17 protein-coding genes are annotated in these 23,181 nt (G+C 68.1%); 11 read left to right on the forward strand and 6 right to left on the reverse strand.

Features of this window, described 5'->3' with window-relative positions; translation table 11 throughout:
• Positions 1-2 precede the first annotated feature (2 nt).
• The 3 genes from ASC93_RS26530 (at position 3) to ASC93_RS26540 (ending at position 6,249) form a co-directional block, all read left to right on the forward strand.
• Entirely contained in the window at positions 3-2,909 is a 2,907-nt protein-coding gene (locus ASC93_RS26530; protein WP_056449856.1) for a glycosyltransferase, read from the forward strand.
• Positions 2,910-2,915: 6 nt separating this feature from the next.
• Positions 2,916-4,439: a hypothetical protein gene (locus ASC93_RS26535; RefSeq protein ID WP_056449858.1), complete on the forward strand. Its 1,524-nt coding sequence runs from the start codon at positions 2,916-2,918 to the stop codon at positions 4,437-4,439.
• Positions 4,440-4,542: 103 nt separating this feature from the next.
• Entirely contained in the window at positions 4,543-6,249 is a 1,707-nt protein-coding gene (locus tag ASC93_RS26540) for a histidine kinase famiy protein (RefSeq protein ID WP_056449860.1), read from the forward strand.
• Between the two features lie 74 nt (positions 6,250-6,323).
• On the opposite strand, the gene ASC93_RS26545 is transcribed toward ASC93_RS26540, so the two are convergent.
• Positions 6,324-7,778, reverse strand: a complete 1,455-nt coding sequence (locus ASC93_RS26545; RefSeq protein WP_056449862.1) for a DEAD/DEAH box helicase — start codon at positions 7,776-7,778, stop codon at positions 6,324-6,326.
• A 361-nt stretch (positions 7,779-8,139) separates the two neighbouring features.
• Between ASC93_RS26545 and ASC93_RS26550 the strand changes: the two genes are divergently transcribed.
• Positions 8,140-8,979: an EF-hand domain-containing protein gene (locus tag ASC93_RS26550; RefSeq protein ID WP_056449863.1), complete on the forward strand. Its 840-nt coding sequence runs from the start codon at positions 8,140-8,142 to the stop codon at positions 8,977-8,979.
• A gap of 285 nt (positions 8,980-9,264) precedes the next feature.
• Here the strand turns inward: ASC93_RS26550 and ASC93_RS26555 are convergent, their stop codons facing one another.
• The gene (locus ASC93_RS26555; protein WP_056449865.1) at positions 9,265-9,882 is read right to left on the reverse strand and encodes an LON peptidase substrate-binding domain-containing protein; all 618 of its coding nucleotides are present in this window, start codon (positions 9,880-9,882) and stop codon (positions 9,265-9,267) included.
• A 52-nt stretch (positions 9,883-9,934) separates the two neighbouring features.
• The gene (locus tag ASC93_RS26560) at positions 9,935-10,381 is read right to left on the reverse strand and encodes a hypothetical protein (RefSeq protein WP_056449902.1); all 447 of its coding nucleotides are present in this window, start codon (positions 10,379-10,381) and stop codon (positions 9,935-9,937) included.
• 180 nt (positions 10,382-10,561) lie between these two features.
• On the opposite strand from ASC93_RS26560, the gene ASC93_RS26565 reads away from it, so the two are divergent.
• Positions 10,562-12,844 carry a CHASE domain-containing protein gene (locus ASC93_RS26565; RefSeq protein WP_229412881.1) on the forward strand — a complete coding sequence of 761 codons (2,283 nt, stop codon included), beginning with the start codon at positions 10,562-10,564 and terminating at the stop codon, positions 12,842-12,844.
• Between the two features lie 2 nt (positions 12,845-12,846).
• Positions 12,847-14,139, forward strand: a complete 1,293-nt coding sequence (locus tag ASC93_RS26570) for a cytochrome P450 (RefSeq protein WP_056449870.1) — start codon at positions 12,847-12,849, stop codon at positions 14,137-14,139.
• Positions 14,140-14,144: 5 nt separating this feature from the next.
• On the opposite strand, the gene ASC93_RS26575 is transcribed toward ASC93_RS26570, so the two are convergent.
• Positions 14,145-14,591: a glycine zipper 2TM domain-containing protein gene (locus ASC93_RS26575; protein WP_056449872.1), complete on the reverse strand. Its 447-nt coding sequence runs from the start codon at positions 14,589-14,591 to the stop codon at positions 14,145-14,147.
• A gap of 271 nt (positions 14,592-14,862) precedes the next feature.
• On the opposite strand from ASC93_RS26575, the gene ASC93_RS26580 reads away from it, so the two are divergent.
• From ASC93_RS26580 to ASC93_RS26595, 4 genes are all read left to right on the forward strand, one after another.
• Positions 14,863-16,893 carry a TonB-dependent siderophore receptor gene (locus tag ASC93_RS26580; RefSeq protein ID WP_229412882.1) on the forward strand — a complete coding sequence of 677 codons (2,031 nt, stop codon included), beginning with the start codon at positions 14,863-14,865 and terminating at the stop codon, positions 16,891-16,893.
• A 2-nt stretch (positions 16,894-16,895) separates the two neighbouring features.
• On the forward strand, positions 16,896-17,384 hold the full coding sequence (locus ASC93_RS26585; protein WP_056449873.1) for a YfiR family protein: 489 nt from the start codon (positions 16,896-16,898) through the stop codon (positions 17,382-17,384).
• Entirely contained in the window at positions 17,381-19,246 is a 1,866-nt protein-coding gene (locus ASC93_RS26590; RefSeq protein ID WP_056449875.1) for a bifunctional diguanylate cyclase/phosphodiesterase, read from the forward strand. The genes ASC93_RS26585 and ASC93_RS26590 overlap by 4 nt, the downstream gene beginning before the upstream one ends.
• Positions 19,247-19,347: 101 nt before the next feature.
• Positions 19,348-19,929: a DJ-1/PfpI family protein gene (locus ASC93_RS26595; RefSeq protein WP_056449877.1), complete on the forward strand. Its 582-nt coding sequence runs from the start codon at positions 19,348-19,350 to the stop codon at positions 19,927-19,929.
• A 4-nt stretch (positions 19,930-19,933) separates the two neighbouring features.
• Here the strand turns inward: ASC93_RS26595 and ASC93_RS26600 are convergent, their stop codons facing one another.
• Both ASC93_RS26600 and ASC93_RS26605 read right to left on the reverse strand, forming a co-directional pair.
• Positions 19,934-21,166: a GGDEF domain-containing protein gene (locus tag ASC93_RS26600; protein WP_162251950.1), complete on the reverse strand. Its 1,233-nt coding sequence runs from the start codon at positions 21,164-21,166 to the stop codon at positions 19,934-19,936.
• A 228-nt stretch (positions 21,167-21,394) separates the two neighbouring features.
• Positions 21,395-22,057: a class I SAM-dependent methyltransferase gene (locus ASC93_RS26605; RefSeq protein WP_056449881.1), complete on the reverse strand. Its 663-nt coding sequence runs from the start codon at positions 22,055-22,057 to the stop codon at positions 21,395-21,397.
• Positions 22,058-22,218: 161 nt separating this feature from the next.
• Here ASC93_RS26605 and nth point away from each other — a divergent pair, with 161 nt between their 5' ends.
• The gene (gene nth / locus ASC93_RS26610) at positions 22,219-22,884 is read left to right on the forward strand and encodes an endonuclease III (protein ID WP_056449883.1); all 666 of its coding nucleotides are present in this window, start codon (positions 22,219-22,221) and stop codon (positions 22,882-22,884) included.
• Positions 22,885-23,181 lie beyond the last annotated feature (297 nt).

The raw sequence follows: 23,181 nt of genomic DNA on the forward strand, positions 1-23,181 counted from the left end.
CCATGCGTATCGTGATCGACTTCGACGACGGCCAGGACCGCATCGAGCCGGCGGCCCTGCTGCTGGCCCAGGAACTGGTCCGCGACGGCGCCGGCCATGACATCTGGCTGGCCGTGTCGAACCGCTCGCACGTGGCGGTGGAAACGCTGCGTGCCGTCTTCAAGTTGGGCCTGCGCGTATTCGACTTCCCGTCCAATCCGCGTTACGCCGCCGCGGTGCGCATCCACGCCTTCGCCGGCCTCGCGCCGGACGTCGTGCTGACGCTCGCCCGCGCCGGCCGCGCCCGCGCCATGCCGGGCGCGCCGTTCGCGCACATCGTGTCCGCGCCCGGCACCGAGAGCGCCGGCGCGCTGTGGACCCGCATCGCCGCCGGCGCGGCGGAAAGCGCGACGCCGCCTGCACCCGTACCGGCACCGGCCGGCCGTCCGAAACTGGCATACGTGTCGCCGCTGCCGCCCGTGAAATCCGGCATCGCCGACTACAGCGCGGAACTGGTGCCTGAACTGGCGCGGTACTACGACATCGACCTCGTCGTCGACCAGGACAGCGTGCACGATCCCCGCGTGGCGGGCTTCCCGCAGAGGAGCCCGGCCTGGCTGCGCGAGAACGCGCACCTGTTCGACCGCGTGCTCTACCACTTCGGCAATTCGCACGCGCACCAGCACATGTTCGAATTGATCCGCGACGTGCCCGGCATCGTGGTGCTGCACGATTTCTTTTTCTCGGGCGTGCTGGACAACCTGGAAAACGAAGGCTATCTGCCGCAGGCCTTCCTGCACGCGCTGTACGAATCGCACGGCTTTTCCGGCCTGCTCGACCACGCGAAGAACGGCCGCAATCCGGCCATCTGGAAGTACCCCGTCAACAAGGGCGTGCTGGACGCGGCGGCCGGCGTGATCGTGCACTCGGATTTCTCGAAGACGCTCGCCCGCGACTGGTACGGCGAACAAACGGCGGCGGACTGGCGCACGATCCCGCTGCTGCGCGGCCGCCCGGAAGGCAGTATCGGCCCGGACGCGCGCGCCGCCGCGCGCGCGCGCCTCGGCCTGGCCGGCGACGACTACCTCGTGTGCACCTTCGGCATGCTGGGCCGCACGAAGCTGAACGAAGAACTGCTGGACGCCTTCCTCGCGTCGCCGCTCGCGCTCGACGCGCACTGCAAACTGGTGTTCGTCGGCGAGAACGATCCGAGCCCGTACGGCGGCGAACTGCTGCGCAAGGCCGGCGCCAGCGCGGCCAGGGAGCGCATCCGCATCACCGGCTTCGTCGACGCCGCCGCGTATGCGGACTACCTGGCCGCCGCCGACTGCGCCGTGCAGCTGCGCACGTCGACGCGCGGCGAGACGTCGGCGTCCGTGCTCGACTGCCTGCTGTACGCCCTGCCGACCATCGTCAACGCGCACGGCTCGACGGCCTCGATCGACGACGCCCTGCTCGTCAAGCTGCGCGACGACTTCACGGTGCCCGAGCTGGCCGAGGCGCTGACCCGCCTGCACGGCGACGCCGGCGCGCGTACGCAACTGGGGCAGCGCGCCCTCGCCCACATGGACGCCGAGCACGCGCCGGCGCGCGTGGGCCGGATGGTCTTCGACGCGATCGAACACTTCACGCGCACGGGCAGCCATGCGCATTACCGCCGGGTCGTGCGCGCCGCGGCGCCGGTATGCCCCGACGGCGAACTGGCGCCGCTCGCCGCCGCCATCGCGTTCAACCGCGCGCCGGTCGCGCCGCGCCAGTTGCTGGTCGACGTCTCGGCCCTCGTGCAGTCGGACCTCAAGACGGGTATCCAGCGCGTCGTGCGCAGCGTCCTGCTGGCGATGCTGAACGATCCGCCGCCGGACTTCCGCATCGAACCCGTGTTCTCTCACGGCGGCGGCAATGCCTACCGCTACGCGCGCCAGTTCGCGCTGCGCCTGACGGGCAGCGCCGGCCTGGCGCTGGAAGATGCGCCGGTCGACCTGCGACCCGGCGACGTGTTCCTCGGCCTCGACCTGTTCACGAACGGCACGTCGCAGAACGAGGCGCTGCTGCGCGCGATGGCCGACCGCGGGGTATATATCCACTTCGTCGTGTACGACCTGCTGCCGATGCTGCGCCCGGACGTGTTCCCGTTCGGGACCGAACAGTATTTCGGCGACTTCCTGCGCACCGTGCACGCCGTGTCCGACGGCGTGATCTGCATCTCGCGCGCCGTCGCCGACGAACTCGCGGCGTGGTACGACGGCCAGGGCCTGCGCCGGCGCCTGCCGCTGCAACTGGGCTGGTTCCACCTGGGCGCCGACATCGACGCCAGCGCGCCGAGCACCGGCATGCCGCCGGACGCCCACGTCGTACTGGACGCCCTCGCCGCGCGCCCCACCTTCCTGATGGTCGGCACGGTCGAACCGCGCAAGGGCCAGGCCCAGGCGCTGGCCGCGTTCGAAGCTTTATGGGAACGGGGCGTGGACGCCAATCTCGTCATCGTCGGCAAGGAGGGCTGGATGGTCGAGCAGCTGGCCGCGCGCATGGCCGACCATCCGGAAAAGGGCAAGCGCATGTTCTGGCTGGCCGGGATCTCGGACGAGATGCTGCTGAAACTCTACGCCGGCTCGGCGGCGCTGCTGGCCGCGTCCGAAGGCGAAGGCTTCGGCCTGCCGCTGATCGAGGCGGCGCAGCATGGCATCCCGATCGTCGCGCGCAACCTGCCCGTGTTCCGCGAAGTCGCGGGCGAGCATGCGTATTACTTCGACGGCCTGGCCCCCGCCGACCTGGCGCGCGCGATCGAGGACTGGCTCGCCCTGAACCGTGACGGCAAGGCCCCCGCCTCGACCGGCATGCCGTGGCTGACGTGGGACCGCAGCGCGCGCCAGGTGATCGACACCGTCATTGGCGGCAAGTGGTATCGCACGCTGCCCGGCACGGACGCGTGATCCGCGATGCGGCCCGTTGACGACCCCGCCCTGCGCCGGCTCCCCGCGGGCTGGCGCGCGTGGCGTTTCCCGGCCGCGCTGCTGGCCGCATTGACCATCCTGTTCTGCCTGAACCAGCCCATCCTCGGCGGCGACATGCTCGAGTACACGCTCGACACGGTCGCCATCGCGCACCACGGCACGCCCGACATCCGCCTCACCGACATCGCCGCCGTGCGCAAGCTCGTGCCGCAGATCGGCTGGGCGTTCGATCCGCTCGAACAGGACATGCGCGCCGGCGTGAAGAACGTCTATCCCGCCTTCGCGCGCGGCCGCGGCGGCGCCGTTTTCAGCATCCACTTCTTCGGCTATCCCGCACTGGCCGCGCTGCCGCTGCGCGTGTTCGAGGCGGTGGGCATTCCGCCGCTGAAGGCGTTCCAGGCCGCGAACTACGCGGCGATCTTCGTGCTCGGCCTGGCGCTGCTGCGCTTTTTCCGCTCGGCCGCGAGTGCGTCGCTGGGCGTGCTGCTGTTCCTCGGCTGCGGCGGCATGCTGTACATGAACCAGACGAGCCCCGAGTGCGTCGGCGCCGCGTCGCTGCTGGCCGCCCTGCTGTTCTGGCTGGGCGGCGCGCCGCTCGCCGGCGGCATCATGGCCGGCCTCGCGGCGCAGCAGAACCCCACCATCGTGATGTTCTTCGCCTTTGCGCCGCTGGTGAAACTGTGCGCCGACTGGCGGCGCGACGCGGGCGTGAAGGCGAACGTGAAGGCGCAGCTCACCCGCGCGAACGTCATCGGGCTCGCGGCGGGACTGGCCGTGTTCGCGCTGCCGCCGCTGTTCAACGTCGTCCAGTTCGGCGTACCGAACATCATCGCGCGCAGGTTTTCCGACCCGGCACTCATCAGCGGCACGCGCCTCGTCTCGTTCTTCTTCGACCTGAACCAGGGTGCGATCGTCGCGCTGCCCGGCGTGGCGGCGGCGCTGCTCGCGTGGGGCTGGCGGCGCCGCGCGATCGCGACCGGGGCCGCCTGCCTTGCCCTCGTGCTGGCGCTGATCCTGCCCGCGCTGGCCGTGTTGAACTGGAATTCCGGCGCGGCCGGCGTCATGCGTTATGCATTCTGGGCCGGCATGCCGCTGGTGCTCGCGCTGCTCCTGCGCGTGCGCACGCACGGACGCTGGCCGCCGCTGCTGGTGCTGTGGCTCGTGCTGGCGCAGGGCGGCGCCATGGTGAGTGCGGGTACCTATTCGTACGTCGAATTCAGCCCGCTCGCCCGCTTCGTGCTGGCCCACGCGTCGAACCACTACCATCCGGAACCGGAGATCTTCGCCGAGCGCATGGCGCACAACGACGACTACATCCAGCCGGAGAAGGTCTATGTCTACCGCCCGGCCGGGCTGCCGGCCAAGGCGCTGTTCAACGCGGAGAACGAGAACGCCGGCGCGCAGCTGTGCGGCCCGGGCCGCACGCTGGCGCCGGGCAACCGCATCGTCGCGAGCAGCCACGGCTGGCGCTACCTGGACGGCGATCCCGTCTGCGTGCCGGCGCGCTGACGCAGGCGGGCCGCGTCAGTGCGGTCGCGAACAGTACGGCGCAGGCGTGCGCCCTAAAATTTGCACCATCGGGCCTTGGCGGCTGAAGCGAAAGGATCGCGCGATGGTGATGGGACCGGACAAGCAGGGAAACCTCCAGAAGGCGGTGGACGAACAAGGCGGCGGCCAGAGCTTCGGCGTGCCCGCGGCCGGCGAAGTCGAGGGCAATGCCTACGAACCGATGGGCACGCCCGGCGTCAACCACTGGCAGGCCAGCTACATCAAGCGCGACGGCCTGGACGACCGCGGCAACATCTTCTTCGCCGCCGTCGCGATGACGCGCATGCCGATGACCATCACCGATCCGCGCCGGCCGGACAACCCGATCGTGTTCTGCAACGGCGCCTTCCTCGACCTCACGCATTACAAGCAGGAAGACGTGGTCGGCCGCAACTGCCGCTTCCTGCAGGGCCCGCAGACGGACCGCCGCACGGTGGACGAGGTGCGCAAGGCCGTCGCCGAACAGCGCGCCGTCGCCGTCGACATCCTGAATTACAAGGCCGACGGCAGCGCGTTCTGGAACGCCCTGTTCATCGGTCCCATCTTCGACCAGGACGGCCAGCTGCTGTACTTCTTCGCGTCGCAGATGGACATCTCGGAGCGCCGCCAGAGCCAGGAATCCCATCTGCAGGCACAGAAGATGGAGGCGATCGGCCAGCTGACGGCCGGCATGGCGCACGACTTCAACAATCTGCTGCAAGTCATCAACGGCAACCTTGAAATCGCGCTGATCAGCCTGGAGAAGCCGGACATGGCGCGCAATGCGCTGGAACGGGCGCAGCGCGCGGCCATGCGCGCCGCGCGGCTGACCCAGCAGCTGCTGACGTTCGCGCGCAAGCAGCGCCTGGAGCCCGTCCCCGTCGACATCAACAACCTCGTCGTGGAATTCTCCGAGATGCTCGTGCGTACGCTGGGCGACAGGGTCGACCTGCGCCTCGACCTGCGCCCCGGCCTGCCGCTGTGCGACCTCGACCCGACGCACCTCGAAATGGCCCTGCTGAACGTGCTGATCAACGCGCGCGACGCCCTCCCGGACGGCGGCGAGGTGACCGTGGGAACGGCGATCGTGCGCGGCGCGGACCGCGTCAAGGCGCATGGCCTGGACCCCGGCACGTACATCATCCTGTGCGTGATCGACCACGGCATCGGCATGCCGCCCGAGGTCCTGCGCCGCGCGACCGAGCCCTTCTTCACGACCAAGGGACCGGGCACGGGCCTCGGCCTGGCGATGGTGCACGGCTTCGTGCAGCAGTCGCACGGCCGCCTGGAAATCGACAGCCGGGCGGGCGAAGGCACCACGGTGCGCATGATCTTCCCCGTGGCCGACAATGCCCCGGACGCCGCCGGCGGCGACGGCCAGGATCAGCCCGCCGCCCCGCCGGACGGGGACGGCGCGGCGGACAGCCGGCCCAGCGTGCTCGTCGTCGAAGACAACGACGACGTGCGCGAACTGGCCGAGAGCGTGCTGGGCATGGCCGGCTACACGGTGCTGGCGGCCGCCAGCGGCGAACAGGCGCTGACCCTGCTGCGCGAGGGCGCGCGGGTCGACCTGCTGTTCACGGACGTGATCATGCCGGGCGGGATGAACGGCCTGCAGCTCGTCGACGAGGCGCGCCGGCTGCGCCCGCGGCTGCCGGTGCTCGTCACGACGGGCTATATGGACGAACTGCCGGAATGCGGCAAGGGCCGGCGGCTGAACGTCCTCGCCAAGCCGTACAAGCATGGCGATTTGCTGGCGCAGGTGGACGCGGCGCTGGGAAGGGAGATGTAGGGTGGGCACGCCGTGCCCGCGCGTAACGTATGCGGTACGCGAACGTTACGCGTGGGCGAAGGGCCGCCCCCGCCCTACTGCTTCGGCAAGCCGCCCAGCAGCGCGGCCAGCTTGGGCTTCGGCTTGCTCGATGCGGCCGGTGCCGCGGCCGTGTCCTTGCGCGGGGCCGCGGCCGGCTCGTAGGGCTTGAGGAACCACGGATCGACCTTGTCGCGACGCGGCGCGCCCATGCTGCGCGGGCCGCGTTCCGTGCGCTCCGGACGTTCGCCGCGCGGGGCGTCGGTCTCGCGGCGGCCGCCGCGGCGGTCGGCAGTGCGATCGGGACCGCGCTCGCCGCCGCGCGAGGGCGTGAAGCCGGTCAGCTCGCCGCGCGTGATGGTCTGCTTGATCAGCTTCTCGATGTCGGCCAGCAGGCGCTCGTCCTTGTCCGAAAACACGGACAGCGCATCGCCCGTGGCGCCGGCGCGGCCGGTGCGGCCGATGCGGTGCACGTAATCCTCGGCGTTGTACGGCAGGTCGTAGTTGATCACGCACGGCAGGTCGGTGATGTCGAGGCCGCGCGCCGCGACGTCGGTCGCGACGAGCACGTCGATCTCGCCGTTCTTGAATGCGTCCAGCGCGGCGATGCGCTCCTGCTGGGTCTTGTCGCCGTGGATGGCAGACGCCTTGATGCCGGCCTGCTCGAGATAGCGCGCCAGGCGCGAAGCGCCGATCTTGGTGTTCGAGAACACGAGGACCTGCTTCAGGTCGCGCGACCGGATCAGGTGCTCGACGACGTTGCGCTTCTGTTCTTCGTCCACCTTGTACAGCACCTGCGTGATCGCGGTGTTGGTAGCGTTGCTGCGCGCGACTTCGATCAGGAGGGGCTCGTTCAGGAAGCTGGCCGCCAGCTTCTTGATCTCGGGCGAGAACGTGGCCGAGAACATCAGGTTCTGGCGCTTCTTCGGCAGCAGGTTGATGATGCGCTGCAGGTCGGGCAGGAAGCCCATGTCGAGCATGCGGTCGGCCTCGTCCATCACGAGCATCTGGACCTGGCCCAGGCTGATGTTCTTCTGCTCCACGTGGTCGAGCAGGCGGCCCGGCGTGGCGATGACGATCTCGACGCCACGGCGCAGGACTTCGGTCTGCGGCTTCATGTCCATGCCGCCGAAGACGACGGTGGAGCGCAGCGGCGTGTGCTGGGCATAGGCCTTGACGTTCTCGGCGACCTGGATCGCCAGTTCGCGCGTCGGCGTCAGCACCAGGGCGCGCACGGCATGGCGCGCGGGCGACATGCTCGTGTTGGCGTGCGGGAGCAGCAACTGGATGATCGGCAGCGAGAAGCTGGCCGTCTTGCCGGTGCCGGTCTGGGCCGCGCCCATGACGTCGCGGCCCTGCAGGACGATGGGGATCGCCTGGGCCTGGATCGGGGTCGGATGGACATAGCCCTGGTCCGACAGTGCGCGCTGGATCTCAGGCGCGAGGCCGAAATCGGCGAAGCGCACGGTCGGTGCGCCGCCAGCTTCAATAGTGGTCGGTGTTTCAGACATGTTTTCTTTCGGGCAATGAATCGTTGCGTTCTACGGCCGGGCTGCTGCCCTGGCAGGGCCAACGCGGGAAAACCGGGGTGACGGGACGCGCCTCGCGCGGCTTGGCCGGGAGCGGCGAATTGGCTGCCTGGTCAGCGCACACGGCGCCGCACGGACGTAGAGAGTCTAAATCGCGCTCAAGGTTACCTCAAATCGTACCCTCTGTATATGAAATCCGCGTTTTTGGCGGCACATTGCAATAATTTCATCTTGGGCTCTTTACATTCCTTTACCCGGCTTTACACCGCCAGGCCTGCGCGCCGGACCGCGCCGGGCCGATAATTCATGCAGTCAACAATTCCGCTTAGCAAAGGATTTCAACATGGTTGCGAGCATCAGCAGCAATACCGGCAGCGTGTCGAACTGGGCCGATTCCATCTTTTCCAGGCTCGACACGAAGAACCAGGGTTATATCGAAAAGAGCGACCTGCAAAGTGCGCTGTCGGCGACGGACGACTCGGGGTCCACGCAGTCGAGCGACATCGACGACGCCTTCAGCGCCCTCGACGGCGACGGCGACGGCAAGGTCACGAAGAGCGAATTGACGGACGCGATGACCAAGCTGTCCGACCAGCTGGGCGCCCAGTTCGATGCGTCGCGCGTGCACCGGGGCGGCGGCATGCGGCCGGATGGTCCGCCGCCGGGCCCGCCGCCGGGCCAGGACGGCCAGGACAGCCAGGACGGCAGCACCGTCGATGCGGCCAGCGCCAGCAGCGGAACGCAAGGGATGCAGGGTGCCGGCGGCCCGCCACCGGGCGGCCCGCATGGCCACCATGGCGGTGGCGGTGGCGCCACGGATTCGACCGGCTCCGCCAGCTCGACCAGCGGCACGAGCGGCACGACCGAAGCGGCCGACACCAACGGCGACGGCACGGTCAGCGCGGAAGAGCTGGCGGCGTACGAGATCTCGCAGGCAAGCACGGCGGCTTCGAACGATTCGAGCAGCGCGAACAGCTCGAACAGCTCGAGCACGAGCAGCGACGGCACCGGCACGAGCGCCACGAACGGCAGCACCGGCACGTCGAAGACCCACCACGAGCGCGACCCGATGCGCGAATTCGCACACGCGCTGCAGTTGCTGAAGGCATATGCAGACAACAGCAGCGACGGCACATCGTCGACGGACACGAGCAGCAGCGTCAGCGTCAGCGTCGAAGCGTAAGCGTGCCCGTGACCATGTCCGTCGAAGCGTCAACGTCGCCGCATAAATAACCACCGTCGTCCCCGCGCAGGCGGGGACCCAATTTCTGCACGCATCGCAGCAGTGCGCAAATTGGATTCCCGCCTGCGCGGGAACGACGGTTTTTCGTCCCGAAACGACGGTTTTTCGCGAGGGAACGACGGCTTTCTGTGCGGGAGTGACGGTTTTCGCAAGAAAATGACGATTTTTTGCCGGAGCAACGTCGTTCAATAAAGAGCAGACCGCGACGAGCCCATGCTCATCGAATCAGGACGTGATGAGCCCATGCTCGTCGAGCACATCGTGCAGCAGCTCCAGCCGGATCATCGGATTGTCCAGCATGAGCATGCTCTGCTTCTGGTGATTGGGCAGCGGCAGCAGCTCGCACCAGCGGTTGGCCACCCAGCCGCAATCGTCCAGGCGAAACGGCGGCTGCACCGGCCAGCGGCTTTGCGGCACGTCGTGCAACGACGCCAGCACCCGGTCGAGCGCGTCGGCCGCGCCCTTGAGGTCGGACGGGATGCGCACGACGTGGTCGTCTTCCAGCAGTTCGGCCTCGGCCATCCACAGGCCGTTCGTGCGGCGCTCGCTGTCCAGCACGTTGAAACGCGCGCCGCCGCGGCACACGACCTGCAGCAGGCCGGGCGTGGACGCCGTCGTGTCCTGCACGGACGCCAGCGTGCCCGCGGCCGCGAATTTTTCCTGGCCCTGCGGGGTGCGCACTTCCTGGCCGTGGGTCAGGAGCACGACGCCGAACGGCTCGTCCTCGGTCAGGCAATGGCTGATCATGTCGAGATAGCGCACCTCGAAAATCTGCAGCGGCAGCACGCCGTCCGGGAACAGGACCGTGCTCAGCGGGAACAGGGGTAACGTGATCGTGGCCATGGGCGCATGATGACAGATTCGCCGCGCGGGACGGAGCACGATTGCTCCCTTCTCAGCCCTCCGGTCCTTCGATCGGCAAGGTGCGCACGGCGTCGGCCAGGACGCGCAGGCGCCAGCCCAGCCGCCCCCAGCCCGGGTCCGGATGATCCCCCACCCGCACCGTGACGAAGTGGCCGGGCGCCACGTCGCAGGCGTACACATAATCGCCGGCCTGCTCGAACGGCAGGCGCAGCGCGTGGCCCGGCAGCACGAGCACCTGGCCGAACACGTGCGGGACGGCGTCGCGGTTATGCAGCAGCAGGACGTCGCGCACGCCCAGCGCCAGGCGCACCTCGGCAGGCACGAAGCCGGCGCCGTGCGGAAACGCGAAGGTGCGCTCGCGCGTCGGATAGCGCAGCGGCGCGAGGGCGGCCCACAGCAGGAGCGCGACCAGGGCCAGCGCGGCGCCCCAGCGCACGCGCTGCAGCAGGCTCGCGTCGGTGGAAAGGTGGGAATGCATGGGCATGGCGTAAAACGCTCATTGTAGCCGCAGCACGGCCGGCGCCGCCCTGTTGTGCGCCCGTCCCGCCCAACCATGCGTATCCTGTACAGGACGGCGCGCTTGCCTTGCCGGCAACGGATCCATATCGCCACCGCCTTGTCGAGTACGCGTAAAGCAGTCATGCCGCATCCAGACCCATTGCCCCCACCACCCAACCGCACCTCGCCGCGCAGCCCAGCCCACCTCCCCTTTCTCCTGGCCGCGCTCGCCTTCCTCGCCGCGCTGATCGTGACCTATATGGTGGCCGGCAACGCGCAGCGGACGGCCGCGGCCGAACTGGCCGGCAATTTCAATTTCCGGGCGCGCGACGTCGCCGCCAACATCGACCGGCGCATGGACGTCTACGAGGAAGTGCTGCTGGCCACGCGCGGCTTCCTGCGCGGCTCGGTCGACGTCGGCCGCGCCGAATTCGCCGACTACTATGCCGTGCTGCACCTGAACGACCGCTTCCCCGGCATCGAGGCGCTGGGCATCGCCGCGCTCATCCCGCCCGGGCGGATGGACGCCCACGTCGCGGCCATGCGCGCGGAGGGATTCCGCGACTACACGATCAAGCCGCCCGGGCCGCGCCCCGTGATCACGTCGGTCACCCGCATCGAACCGTTTTCGGGCCGCAACCTGCGCGCCTTCGGCTACGACATGTTCAGCGAACCGGTGCGGCGCGCGGCGATGGAGGCGGCGCGCGACACGGGACGCGCCGCCGCCACCGGCAAGGTCGTGCTGGTGCAGGAGGGCGGGAGGGACGAACAGTCGGGCTTCCTGATGTACGTCCCCGTATATGGGATCGGCACCGCGCGGACCGGCCCCACGCCCGATACGGTCGCGGCCCGGCGCGCCGCCATCGTCGGCTGGGTGTACGCGCCGTTCCGCATGAACGACCTGATGCGGGGTCTCGGCGGCGAGCACGCGGGCGACCTCCAGATCGAGATCTACGACGGCATGGCGCCCACCGCCGCCGCCCTGCTCTATCGCTCGCCCGGCGCATCACCCCCCGGCCACCGTCCCATGCTGCGTTACCAGACGACGGTCGACAGCGCCGGCCGGCCGTGGACCGTCGTCGTGCATTCGGGCCCCGGTTTCGAGGCGTCGCTCGAGCACCGCGCGACGCTCGCGATCGCGCTGACGGGCATCGGCCTCGGCCTGCTGCTGGCGCTGGTCGTGTGGCTGCTGGCCTCCGAGCGCCGCCGCGCGCTGCAACTGGCGCAGGGAATGACGGTCGAACTGCGCGCCTCGCGCGACCGCATCGACGCCGAGCGCGAACGCGTGCGCCTGATCCTGCAGACGGCCTACGATGCCTTCATCGCCATCGCCCCCGACGGCCGCATCACGGACTGGAACCTGCAGGCCAGCCAGATGTTCGGCTGGCGCGAAGAGGAAGCCATCGGGCGCAACGTGCTCGAACTCTTGATACCGGCGCCGCAACGCGACGAGTGGCGCGACTGCCTGGAACGCTTCGCCCGCGACGGCGCCTGCCCGCGGTTGACGGGGCCCACGGAAGCGGCGGCGCTGACGCGCGAGGGCCACGAGATCCCGGTGGAGATCGCGATCACGCCGCTGGCGACAAGGCAGGGCTATGGCGTGACGGCGTTCGTGCGCGACATCCGCCCGCGCAAGGAAGCGGCCGAACGCGAGCAGCAGCGCCAGCAGCGCCTGGAGGAAGCGCGCGCATTGCTGCTGCGCTCGCAGAAGCTGGAGGCGGTCGGCAAGCTGACGGGCGGCGTGGCGCACGACTTCAACAACATCCTGCACATCATCAGCGCCAACGTCCAGCTGATGCTGCGCAGCGAAGACAATGGCCGCAAGCGCCTCCTGAACATCCTCGACGCGGTGGAGCGCGGCAAGAAGCTGGCCGCCCAGTTGCTCGCCTTCGCACGCCGCCAGCCGCTGCACCCGAGCGTCGTCAACCTGGCCCAGCTCATCGAACGCATGGACACCCTGCTGCACCGCGCGGCCGGCGACGGCGTCGCCATCCACATGGCGATTCCGCCCGACCTGTGGAACGTCCTCGTCGATCCGAACCAGCTGGAGAACGTGCTGCTGAACCTCGTGATCAATGCGCGCGACGCGATGACCGGTGCCGGCGGCATCACCATCGCGCTGGCCAACATGACGATCACCGCGGCCGACCAACTGGCGTATCCCGGCATCCGTCCCGGCGAATTCGTCACCATCGCCGTCAGCGACACGGGCGCCGGCATGCCGGCTGACGTGATGGAGCGCGCGTTCGAGCCGTTCTTCACGACCAAGCCGGAGGGCAAGGGCACGGGCCTGGGCCTGTCGATGGCGCACGGCTTCGTCAAGCAGAGCGGCGGCCATATCCGGCTGGCGAGCCGGCCCGGCGAAGGGACGACCGTCACGATCTACCTGCCGCGCGCCCTGCAGGACACGCCCGATCCGGCCTTCCTGCCGGTGCCGCACTGACCATGGCCGGCCACCCCCGCCACACCGACGCCGTCGCCGCCGCACCGCGCGCGGCCGGCCTCGATCTGTCGCTCGCCTTCCTCGCGGAGGGTTATGAGTTCATGCCGCGGCGCCACGCGGCCCTGGGCAGCGACATGTTCACGGCCCGGCTGATGCTGCGCCGCGCGCTGTGCGTGCGCGGCGAGGACGCGGCGCGCATGTTTTACCAGCCCGGGCGCTTCACGCGCCGCCACGCGCTGCCGGTGCCGACGCTGGCCCTGCTGCAGGATTTCGGCAGCGTCATGACGCTGGACGGCGAAGCGCACCGCAAGCGCAAGGCCATGCTGATGTCGCTGTTCGGACCGCAGGAGCGGCAGCGCCTCGTGGGGCTGGCCGCGGCGGAGTGGCGGACACAGTTCGCGCGCTGGCCTTCGTTGCCGCGCGTGGTCGTGCACGACGCCGCGCAGGAAGTACTGTGCCGTGCCGTGTGCCGCTGGGCGGGCATTCCCGTCAGTACCGAGGAAGCGGCGCGGCGTACGAAAGAATTCGCGCAGATGATCGCGGGCGCCGGATCGGCAGGCCCGCGCAACTGGCGCGCCCTGCTCGTGCGCACCCGCACCGAACAATGGGCCCGCGCCCTGATAGACGCCGTGCGCGCCGGCCAGGCGCAACCGCCGTTCGACAGCCCGCTGAACGTGATCGCACGCCACCGCGACGCCGACGGGGAACTCATGAGCCGCAAGCACGCGGGCGTGGAACTCATCAACCTGCTGCGCCCGACGGTGGCCGTGGCGCGCTACATCGCGTTCGCGCTGCTGGCGCTGCACGACTACCCGCACTGCCGCGCGCGCATCGGCGCGGGCGACGACGACTATCTCGGCTGGTTCGTGCAGGAAGTGCGGCGCTTTTACCCGTTCATCCCGGCGATGGGCGGGCGCGCCCTGCACGGCTTCGACTGGCACGGGCTGCAGGTGAAAAAGGGGACGTGGGTACTGTTCGACCTGTATGGCACGAACCACCATCCGGCGTTGTGGGGCGACCCGGAGGTGTTCCGGCCGGAGCGCTTCGAGCGCCGGCCAGGCAGCGGCTTCGACTTCGTGCCGCATGGCGGCGGCGACCATTATTCCGGCCACCGCTGCCCGGGCGAATTCGTCACGGGCGACCTGGTGAAATCGGCGCTGCAGCTGTTCGCACGCGCGATCGCCTACGACGTGCCGCCGCAGGACCTGACGGTCGGCCTGCGCCGCATTCCAACCTTGCCGGCCAGCGGCTTCGTGATCGCGAACGTGCGGCCGGCGGATTCACGTACGGTCTGAAGGACTCAGCGCACCAGGCGCCCATCCAGCACGCGCACCCGTTCCCCGTTGTGGAAACGCGGCGCGCCCTTCTCCGTGAAGGTGCGATAGCCGCCGACCGCCATCTTCACGCGCACGTCCGTATAGGTTTCGGCCTTCACGTTGCGTTCGATGCGGTTGCCGGCATAGGCGCCGCCCACCGCGCCCGCCACCGTGGCAAGAGTACGGCCGCGGCCGCTGCCGACCTGGTTGCCCAGCAGGCCGCCGACGACGGCACCGCCCACGCCGCCCACGCCGCTGGCGCGCTCGGGTTCGCGCTTGTACGTGTGGTTCGAGACGACGGTGGCGCAGTTGCGGCATTCCGCCTGCGCGTGCGCGTGGTGGTCGGGCGCGGCGTGGGCCGCGAACGGCGCGGCGGCGAAGGCCGCGAGCAGGGCAGCACGGGCGGTCAGACGGGTCGAAATGCGTTGCATGGTATTCCCCTTTGGTATCGTTGTAACAAACATGTGTATAGAGTAATGCTCATGCATCGACGTGGAAATAGTGAAACAGTATCAATTGCAAGCGAGTGTAACTTTCCTCTTTTAGTGCAATATGGAATGATGCGCACCATAAACACACAAATTTGTCTTTTCGATGCAACTTTAGGATGCTATGGGACAAAAGTTTCTTTATAGTACTTATCAGTGATTATTTGAAACAATTTGAGAGAGACGGGTCGTCACCACCGGCCTTCGTCACGCCATGTCCAAACGCATTCCGCGGCGCGCCGCCCTGTCCGTCATCATGTGCACTGTCCTGCCCTACGCCGCCCACGCGGCGCAGGCCGGCACGGACACGTCCGCGGCGGCTGGCGAGGACATCCGGGCACTGACCACCATTCCGCTCGAGGACCTGATGCAGATGCGGGTCGTGACGGCCGCATCGAAATTCGCCCAGCCGATCAGCGACGCGCCGTCGTCGGCGGTGGTGCTCACGGCCGCGGACATCCGCGACTTCGGCTGGCGTACGCTGGCCGACGCGCTGGCCACGCTGCCCGGCCTGTACGTGACGAACGACCGCAACTACGCCTACCTGGGCGCGCGCGGCTTCCTCCGTCCGGGCGACTACAACAGCCGCTTCCTGCTGCTGGTCGACGGCGTGCGCATCAACGACGCGGTGTACGACCAGGCCCTCATCGGCACCGAAGGCCTGCTTGACATGGACATGGTCAAGCGCATCGAATTCGTGCCCGGTCCCGGCTCGGCCGTGTATGGATCGAACGCCCTGTTCGGCGTGATCAACATCGTCACCCGCGACGGCAGCGGCCTGGCCGGCCTCCAGGGTTCCGTCACCGGCGGCACCGCGGGCGAGCGCAAGGCGCGCACCAGCTACGGCTGGCACGGGCAGAACGGCGCCGACCTGCTGCTGTCCGCCAGCGCCTTCAACCGCACCGGCCGCGACCTGTATTTCCCGGAGTTCGACACGCCGGACAACGACGCCGGCGTGGCCCGGCGCCTCGACTGGGACCGCGCGCAAAACTTCCTCGTCAAGGGCAGCTTTGGCGGCGTGACGCTGTCGGCCAGCCACGTGGCCCGCACCAAGGGCGTGCCGACCGCGTCCTTCGAAGCCGTGTTCGGTGCGCCGAACCGCACGCGCGACACCCAGACGAGCATCGGGCTGACGTGGAACGCCCAGGTCGCGCCTGCGCTCTCCCTCGCGGCCCAGGTGCAATCGGGCCAGGCCGACTACGTGGGCACCGGCTGGTATCCGGACGACGCGGGCGTGCCCGTCCTGAACATCGACGGCGCCCATGCGCGCTGGTACGGCGCAAGCGTGAACGCGACCCTGACAAACCTGCCGCACCAGAAGATCGTGCTCGGCGCCGAACTGGGGCGGGATGCGCGCCGCGACCAGTACAACTACGACGTGCAGCCGTATGCGCTGCAACTGGACGACCATCACAGCGCCTCCCGCAGCGCCGTGTTCGTGGAAGACGAGATCCGCCTGCCGGCCGGGTTCCTCGTCAACGCCGGCGTACGCTTCGACGACCACGAGATGCCGGACACCCATCGCTTCAGCCCGCGCGTGGCCGTCGTCTACAAGGCGACGCCGGCCGACACGGTCAAGCTGATCGCGGGCAGCGCATTCCGCACGCCGAACGCCTACGAGATGTACTACGCCACGTCGGGCCCCGAAGGCCAGCGTCCCAATCCCGACCTGCAGCCGGAGCGCGTCGCGACGCGCGAACTGGTGCTGGAACACACGCTCGCGGGCGGCGGCCACGCGACGCTGTCGCTGTTCCGTTACAAGGTGGATGACCTGATCAGCCAGCAGGACGACCCGGACAGCGGCCTGCTCATCTTCCGCAACATCGACCACGCCGACGCCCGCGGCCTCGAAGCGGCGCTCGACCGCGACTTCGGCCCCGTGCGCCTGCGCGCCAGCTATTCCTGGCAGCTCGCGCGCGGCACGGGCGACGCGCCGATGATCGATTCGCCGCGCCACCTGGCCAAGGCCAACGTCACGGCACCGCTGGGCTGGCGCGGCGGCCGCATCGGCGCCGAACTGCTGTGCAGCGGCATGCGCCTGGCCGACCAGGGCGCGGCGGGCGGCTATTGCGTGGCCAACGTCACGGTCTCCGCGCTGCAGCTGCTGCCGCGCACGGAGCTGTCGCTGAGCGCGTACAACGCCCTCGATAAACGCTATGCCGACGTGGCCGGCCCGGCCTTCGTCCAACCGACGCTCGCGCGCGAGGGCCGGACGCTGGCGGCGAAACTGGATTGGCGGTTCTGACGATGATCCGCGTCCTCTCCGTCCTCGCGATCGTCTCCGGCCTCGGCCTCGCTGCAGGCGCATGCCGCGCCCAGGTCGACGGCCTGGACCTGAAGGCAGCCTACATCTTCAACTTCGCCATGTTCACGACCTGGCCGGACGGGAGCGCGAAAGCGCCGCTGGTCGTCTGCGCGAGTCCCGACAACCCGCTCTGGGCCGGCCTGCACGCCCTGAACGGCAAGCCGGTCAACGGCCGGCCCTGGACCGTGACGGACCTGGCGCATCCCAAGGTCTCGCACTGCGACATCGCCGTGCTGGCGCGCACGGCGCAGCAGCCGGCGCTGCCTGCCACCGGGATGCTCGTCGTGCGCGACGGCGCCGGCAGCAAAGCCGCCATCACCCTCGTCGAGGACGATGAGCACATCCGCTTCGACATCGACACGCAGGAAGCGGCCAGGAGCGGCCTGCGCTTCAGTTCCCACCTGCTGCGCCTGGCGAGGAACGTGCTATGAAGCCGACGACCGTGCGCCGCACCGGAGAACTGAGCCGCATGTTCGGCGTGGGCCAGTTGCTGGCCGCCGCCGCCGCGCTGGGCGTCGCCTGCTGCATCCTGCTCGCCTACCAGTTCGTCGCCCTGCGCCGCAACCTCACCGACGACCTCGCGGTGCAGGCGGCGATCATCGCCGACAACGTGGCGGCCACGCTGATGTTCCATGACGAGGACGCGGCGCACGAGATGCTGCGCTCGTTCCGCCACTCCTCGTTCCTGGCCGCCGCCACGGTGTACGACCGCCAGGACGTCGAATTCGCGGCCTACCGCAACGGCGCCGTCGAAGAGACGCCGTCGCTGCTGCGCGACTGGACGCTGTTCACGCCGCTCTCGGTGGCCCGGCCGATCCGCTACCGCGGCATGGCGCTGGGCCGGGTCGTGCTCACGGCCGACACGGTCGGCATCCGCAACGACCTGCTGCGCTATGGCGCCCTGCTGGCCCTGGCCTCGCTGGGGGCGCTGGTGACGACGTCGCTGCTCACGCGCCGCACCAAGGCGCGCATGCACCGCGCCGAATCCCAGCTCAAGCACCTGGCCTACACGGACACCGTGACCCACCTGCCGAATCGCCGCTGCACGTATGAAGCGCTGGAGCTGGAACTTGCCATGCACGGCGAGACGGGCGGCCGCGTCGGCCTCCTGCTGATCGACCTCGACAACTTCAAGGTCGTCAACGACACGGCCGGCCACGCCGCCGGCGACCGCCTGCTGCGCCAGGTCGCCAGCGTGCTGCGCGCGACGGCGCGCCCCAGCGACCGCATCGGCCGCATCGGCGGCGACGAATTCGCCGTCATCGTCGCGCCGCTCGACGATCCGGCCGAACTGGAACGCGTGGGCCAGCGCATCGTCGCCGGCCTGCGCCAGCCGCTGCAGGTCGAGGGCCTGGAAGTGATCCCCACCGCGAGCATCGGCGCCTGCATCTTCCCGGACGACGCGCACACGATGAGCGAACTGCTCAGCAACGCCGACGCCGCCCTGTACCGTGCCAAGGCCAACGGGCGCGACACCGTGGCCGTGTTCGAACGCGAGATGATCCTCGCCACGCAGCGGCGCGCGCGCCTGGACCGCGACCTGCGCCGCCACCTGGAGGCCGGCCTGCTGGAACTGTGCTACCAGCCGCAATACGCCTGCGGCTCGCGCAAGATGGTCGGCGTGGAAGCGCTGCTGCGCTGGCCGCATCCCGAGCAGGGCTATATCTCGCCGGCCGAATTCATCCCCGTCGCCGAGGAGAGCGGCTTGATCGTCGAAGTCGGCAAGTGGGTGCTGGAACGCGCCTGCCTGGACGCCGTCACCCTGTACCGCCAGACCGGCATGTGGCTCAGCATGGCGGTGAACGTCTCCGCGCGCCAGCTGCGCGACAAGGACTTCATCCGCGTCGTCGAGCACACGTTGGCCGCGACGGGCCTGCCTCCGGAGCGCCTGGAGCTGGAGCTCACCGAGAGCATGCTGATGGAAGACCTGGACGTGGCCGTCGACTTCATGCACAACGTGCGCGCGCTGGGCGTGCGCCTGTCGATCGACGACTTCGGCACCGGCTATTCGTCGCTCGCGTACCTGCAGACCTTCCCGATCAACCACCTCAAGATCGACCGCAGCTTCGTCCGCCTGCTGCCCACGTCCGGCACAACGATCGCCGGCGCCGTGATCGCCCTCGCGCACGGTTTCAACCTCACCGTGGTGGCCGAGGGCGTCGAGGAACCCGAGCAGTTCGAGTGGCTGCGCCAGGCCGGCTGCGACTACGTGCAGGGCTATCTGCTGGCGCGCCCGCTGCCGCTGGCGGCCCTGCGTGCGCGCGTGCTCGAGGAACGGGTGCCGGCGGCCTGACGGTCGATCCGGCGCGGCGCGACCGGCGCAATGCCACGAAGCGTTCCAAACGATGGTATCTTGTCGAGGCAAGTCCAGGGAACCCTCACGAGGAGAACGCGATGGCAGCGAAGAAAATTCTGTTGTTGACCGGTGATTTTGCGGAAGATTACGAGACCATGGTGCCGTTCCAGGCGCTGCAGGCGGTGGGCCACACGGTGCACGCCGTCTGCCCCGGCAAGAAGAAGGGCGACAAGGTCAAGACCGCGATCCACGATTTCGAAGGCGACCAGACCTATACCGAAAAGCCCGGCCACCAGTTCGCGCTGAACGCCGATTTCGCCGAGGCGAACGCCGACGACTACGATGCCCTCGTCATCGCGGGCGGCCGCGCGCCCGAATACCTGCGCCTGGACCCGCAGGTGATCGCGCTGGTGCGGGGCTTTGCCCACGCCGACAAGCCGATCGCCGCCGTCTGCCACGGCGCCCAGTTGCTGGCGGCCGCCGACGTCATCCGCGGCAAGCGCGTGTCGGCCTACCCGGCCTGCGCGCCCGAAGTGCGCATGGCCGGCGGCGACTATGCCGACATCCCGGTCGATGCGGCCGTCACGGACGGCAACCTCGTGACCGCCCCGGCCTGGCCCGCGCACCCGCAGTGGATCGCGCAATTCCTCAAGCGGCTCGGCACCGAGATCGCCCTGTGATGCGTCAGGCCGCGTGTGCGGTCGCGATCACGTTCACCGGCGTGTGGGCGCACACGCGGTCGCGGCCGCCCTGCTTGGCACGGTAGAGCTCCTCGTCGGCGTGCTTGATGACGACGCCGACCTCGTCGCGCTCGTGGTGTTGCGCCACGCCGAACGATGCCGTCACGCGCAGGCCCACGGGCCACGTCTGCCGGTGCAGGGCATGGCGCAGGTTTTCGGCGAGAATCTGTCCCTGGTGCACATTGGTCAGCGGACAGACGATCAGGAACTCTTCGCCGCCCCAGCGCACGAGCCGGTCGGACGAGCGGATGCCGGCCGCGATGACGTTGGCGAACTTGCGCAGCACGTCGTCGCCCACGTCATGGCCATGCGTATCGTTGATGCGCTTGAAGTGGTCGATGTCGATGAAGATCACGGCCATCGGATCCGACAGCAGGTTCGACGTGCTCATCAGCGCCGCGCGCAGGCCCTGGCGGTTCAGCACGCCGGTGAGCGGATCGATGTGCACCTGGCCGGCCAGGTCGCGCGCCTCGAGCTCCAGCGCCTTGTTGACCTCGCTGAGCAGCGCGATGGCCGCCTTGCTGTCCTTGAGCTGCGTGCGCAACGACAGCGTGAGAATCGTCAGCCAGACGACGACGCACAGCGCCCATGCGGCCACCAGCCCCATCAGCAGGGCATCCCGGCTGATCACCTTGCCGTGCAAGCGCAGGCTGTGCAAGGTAAGGACGTGTTCGCCTTCCTTGCCCCCGCCATTGATCATCAGTTCCGCGCGCGCGACGTTGTCGAGTCCGACGGCGGAATGTTCCATCGTCGGCTTGACCATGTCCTTCCACCATTGCGCCACGCCAAACCATTTCATCGGCACGAGCAGATGGCCGTTCGGCGGCAGATCGAGCGCGTCGATCTGGTTGATCTTGTAGGTTTGCCACTGGTCGCGCTTGGTCAAGCCGTCCTCGGCATCGGCGAGAACCAGGCCGAATCTCGACGTCCCCGGCCCGGCATACTCCCCGTCGATGGTCAGATAATCCAGACGGGACATGTCCACGCCGGTACCGTCCTTGACGAGATCGAAGGTGAGCTTGCAATAAGGCCAATCGCTCTTCTTGGCGATGTGGCAATGCACGATCAGATCGTGGCCCTTGCGCTCCAGCGCCCCCACGGAAGCGCCGCCGCCCGCGCGATCATCTTCGACGTTCACGGGGAAATGACCGCCAGTCAGGTCGACCACCTTTTCCATGCCGAAATGCTGCCAGCAAAACAATACAATGGTGATCAGCAGCAGGCCGCCAAACACATGGCGGGCATGGCCGAGGAGGCGGAGCAGTGGCTGGAGCGAAGATTCTGGGGTAGAGGTCGACATGGTGACCCACATAAATATTTCTTGAGGCATAGCAAGATACCTCACCATTTCGGGGCATGCAAGACAAAGGCATGGTTCGGTTCCATGTGTTGTCTTTTGGCGTTATCACGTAAGAGAACAGGCGGAAATCGGCGAGTACTCGAGAATATGGTACTTACGCCAATAGTCCCGCAGGCGAAACCCATGCAGCGGCGCCAACCAGGCTTCATCGGGCAAATATAAATAGACGAGGATGACCTTGCGCGGCTGCGCCCGCAGCGCGGCATTGATATTGGCGAGCACCTGCTGCAACACGGCATGTGCGAACGGATTGAAGAAATACAGGACCAGATCCCCCGGCGGCAAGTCGAACCGCGTGGCGTCCGCATGCACCGCCGTTACCTCGCTGGCCGTTCGCCGCCGGTAGCGCGCGATGTTCTGCTCGGCCCTGCCATGCAGTTCCGCGCTGAATTCGACGCCGATCACCCTCTTGAACGGCAACTCCCCGGCAATCAGCAGGGTTCGCCCCTTGCCGGAGCCAAAGTCGACGAAGGAAAAATCGGCATGACGGATTCCCAGCCGCCTGAGCACCTGGCGCAGCGAATGCACGGGCGACGGCTGATAGCGTTCGCCATGCCGTTTGTTTTCGCTGGCGATGGCCAATCCATCGAGATCGGCAAATGTGCTCGTGTCCGTGCCGTGGCGCGCATCGAAGGAATGGATGGCGAATTTTTCGAGGATCTGGCTGGGCAGGAAGCGCCACCAGGACGCGCGTGCGATGGTCGGCATCGGATCTCCTTCAGTCCAAGAAAATCACAGTATGTCCAAGCCAGGGAACGAGTTTGTGCGCGTTGTCGCCTGATTCTCTTCTTGTGCGACACGGAACGGAAGCCGGCATGCGAACCGCTTATGCTTGGCGCTTCATTGGGTGATGATGCGGGAGGTAATCCATGGAAAAGCGTCCATTCGATATCGGCGCCGCCCTCGAACGCATCGAGGACGCGGTCACACCCTGGCCCAAGGCGGCGCTCTTTGAATTGGCCGAAGAAGGCTATACCTCCACTTTCGAGCAGCTCCTGGCGTGCATCATTTCGATCCGCACGTACGACGAGGTGACGCTGCCGGTGTCACGCAAGCTGTTCGCCAAGGCCCGCACGCCGGCGGCTGTCGGCCGGCTGTCCTGGGAAGAACTGGACGCCCTGATCAGCCCCAGTACCTTTCATGAACGCAAGGCCAATCAGATCCTGGCCATCGCACGCGAGGTGGAAGAACGGTTCGGCACGATGCTGCCCTGCGACCGCGACGTGCTGCTGTCGTTCGCCGGCGTCGGTCCCAAGTGCGCGAATCTGGTGCTGGGCGTGGCGTGCGGGACGCCCGTCATCAGTGTCGACATCCACGTGCATCGGGTGACCGGGCGCTGGGGTTATGTGCGGGCGTCGACACCCGAGAAAACACTGGCCGCGCTCGAGGCGACGCTGCCGCAGCGGTATTGGATCGATATCAATCGCTTGCTGGTGCCGTTCGGGAAGCACATTTGTACGGGGAATCGGCCGCGGTGCTCGACTTGTCCGGTAGTGGATATGTGCGAGCAGGTGGGGGTGAAGGATCATCGTTAAATTCGAAATCCTTGATCCAGTTGGTTTCCCACGTGACGCCTCGATCCGCTGAAAACAGCCGGCAAGCCGTTCCTTGAGGCGCCGATGGCGGACTGTCCAGTGACCGACGAGGAAATCGAAACCGGAGCGGCCGTCGGAGGTGATGAATACATGCGGCGTCCATTCGTTGCCCTGCTGTCACCAACAAGATAAAGCAGAGTCCGTTTATTGCGTCGTATCAAGGTCGCTCGAATTCTGTTGGTTACCTTAACCGACGGAAATCTGATACCTGATAAACCATCGGAGGTGCTGCATGGA

Origin of the sequence: Massilia sp. Root335, from assembly GCF_001425685.1 — a bacterium.
GTDB lineage: Bacteria > Pseudomonadota > Gammaproteobacteria > Burkholderiales > Burkholderiaceae_D > Telluria > Telluria luteola.

Bases quoted from the DNA above. Each gene is read 5' to 3' on its own strand.
- ASC93_RS26530 (WP_056449856.1), top strand. From the start codon at position 3: ATGCGTATCGTGATCGACTTCGACGACGGCCAGGACCGCATCGAGCCG.
- ASC93_RS26570 (WP_056449870.1), top strand. From the start codon at position 12,847: ATGGCCGGCCACCCCCGCCACACCGACGCCGTCGCCGCCGCACCGCGC.
- ASC93_RS26540 (WP_056449860.1), top strand. From the start codon at position 4,543: ATGGTGATGGGACCGGACAAGCAGGGAAACCTCCAGAAGGCGGTGGAC.
- ASC93_RS26580 (WP_229412882.1), top strand. From the start codon at position 14,863: ATGTCCAAACGCATTCCGCGGCGCGCCGCCCTGTCCGTCATCATGTGC.
- ASC93_RS26550 (WP_056449863.1), top strand. From the start codon at position 8,140: ATGGTTGCGAGCATCAGCAGCAATACCGGCAGCGTGTCGAACTGGGCC.
- ASC93_RS26595 (WP_056449877.1), top strand. From the start codon at position 19,348: ATGGCAGCGAAGAAAATTCTGTTGTTGACCGGTGATTTTGCGGAAGAT.
- nth (WP_056449883.1), top strand. From the start codon at position 22,219: ATGGAAAAGCGTCCATTCGATATCGGCGCCGCCCTCGAACGCATCGAG.
- ASC93_RS26600 (WP_162251950.1), bottom strand. From the start codon at position 21,166: ATGGAAAAGGTGGTCGACCTGACTGGCGGTCATTTCCCCGTGAACGTC.
- ASC93_RS26605 (WP_056449881.1), bottom strand. From the start codon at position 22,057: ATGCCGACCATCGCACGCGCGTCCTGGTGGCGCTTCCTGCCCAGCCAG.
- ASC93_RS26575 (WP_056449872.1), bottom strand. From the start codon at position 14,591: ATGCAACGCATTTCGACCCGTCTGACCGCCCGTGCTGCCCTGCTCGCG.
- ASC93_RS26535 (WP_056449858.1), top strand. From the start codon at position 2,916: ATGCGGCCCGTTGACGACCCCGCCCTGCGCCGGCTCCCCGCGGGCTGG.
- ASC93_RS26560 (WP_056449902.1), bottom strand. From the start codon at position 10,381: ATGCATTCCCACCTTTCCACCGACGCGAGCCTGCTGCAGCGCGTGCGC.
- ASC93_RS26590 (WP_056449875.1), top strand. From the start codon at position 17,381: ATGAAGCCGACGACCGTGCGCCGCACCGGAGAACTGAGCCGCATGTTC.
- ASC93_RS26545 (WP_056449862.1), bottom strand. From the start codon at position 7,778: ATGTCTGAAACACCGACCACTATTGAAGCTGGCGGCGCACCGACCGTG.
- ASC93_RS26555 (WP_056449865.1), bottom strand. From the start codon at position 9,882: ATGGCCACGATCACGTTACCCCTGTTCCCGCTGAGCACGGTCCTGTTC.
- ASC93_RS26585 (WP_056449873.1), top strand. From the start codon at position 16,896: ATGATCCGCGTCCTCTCCGTCCTCGCGATCGTCTCCGGCCTCGGCCTC.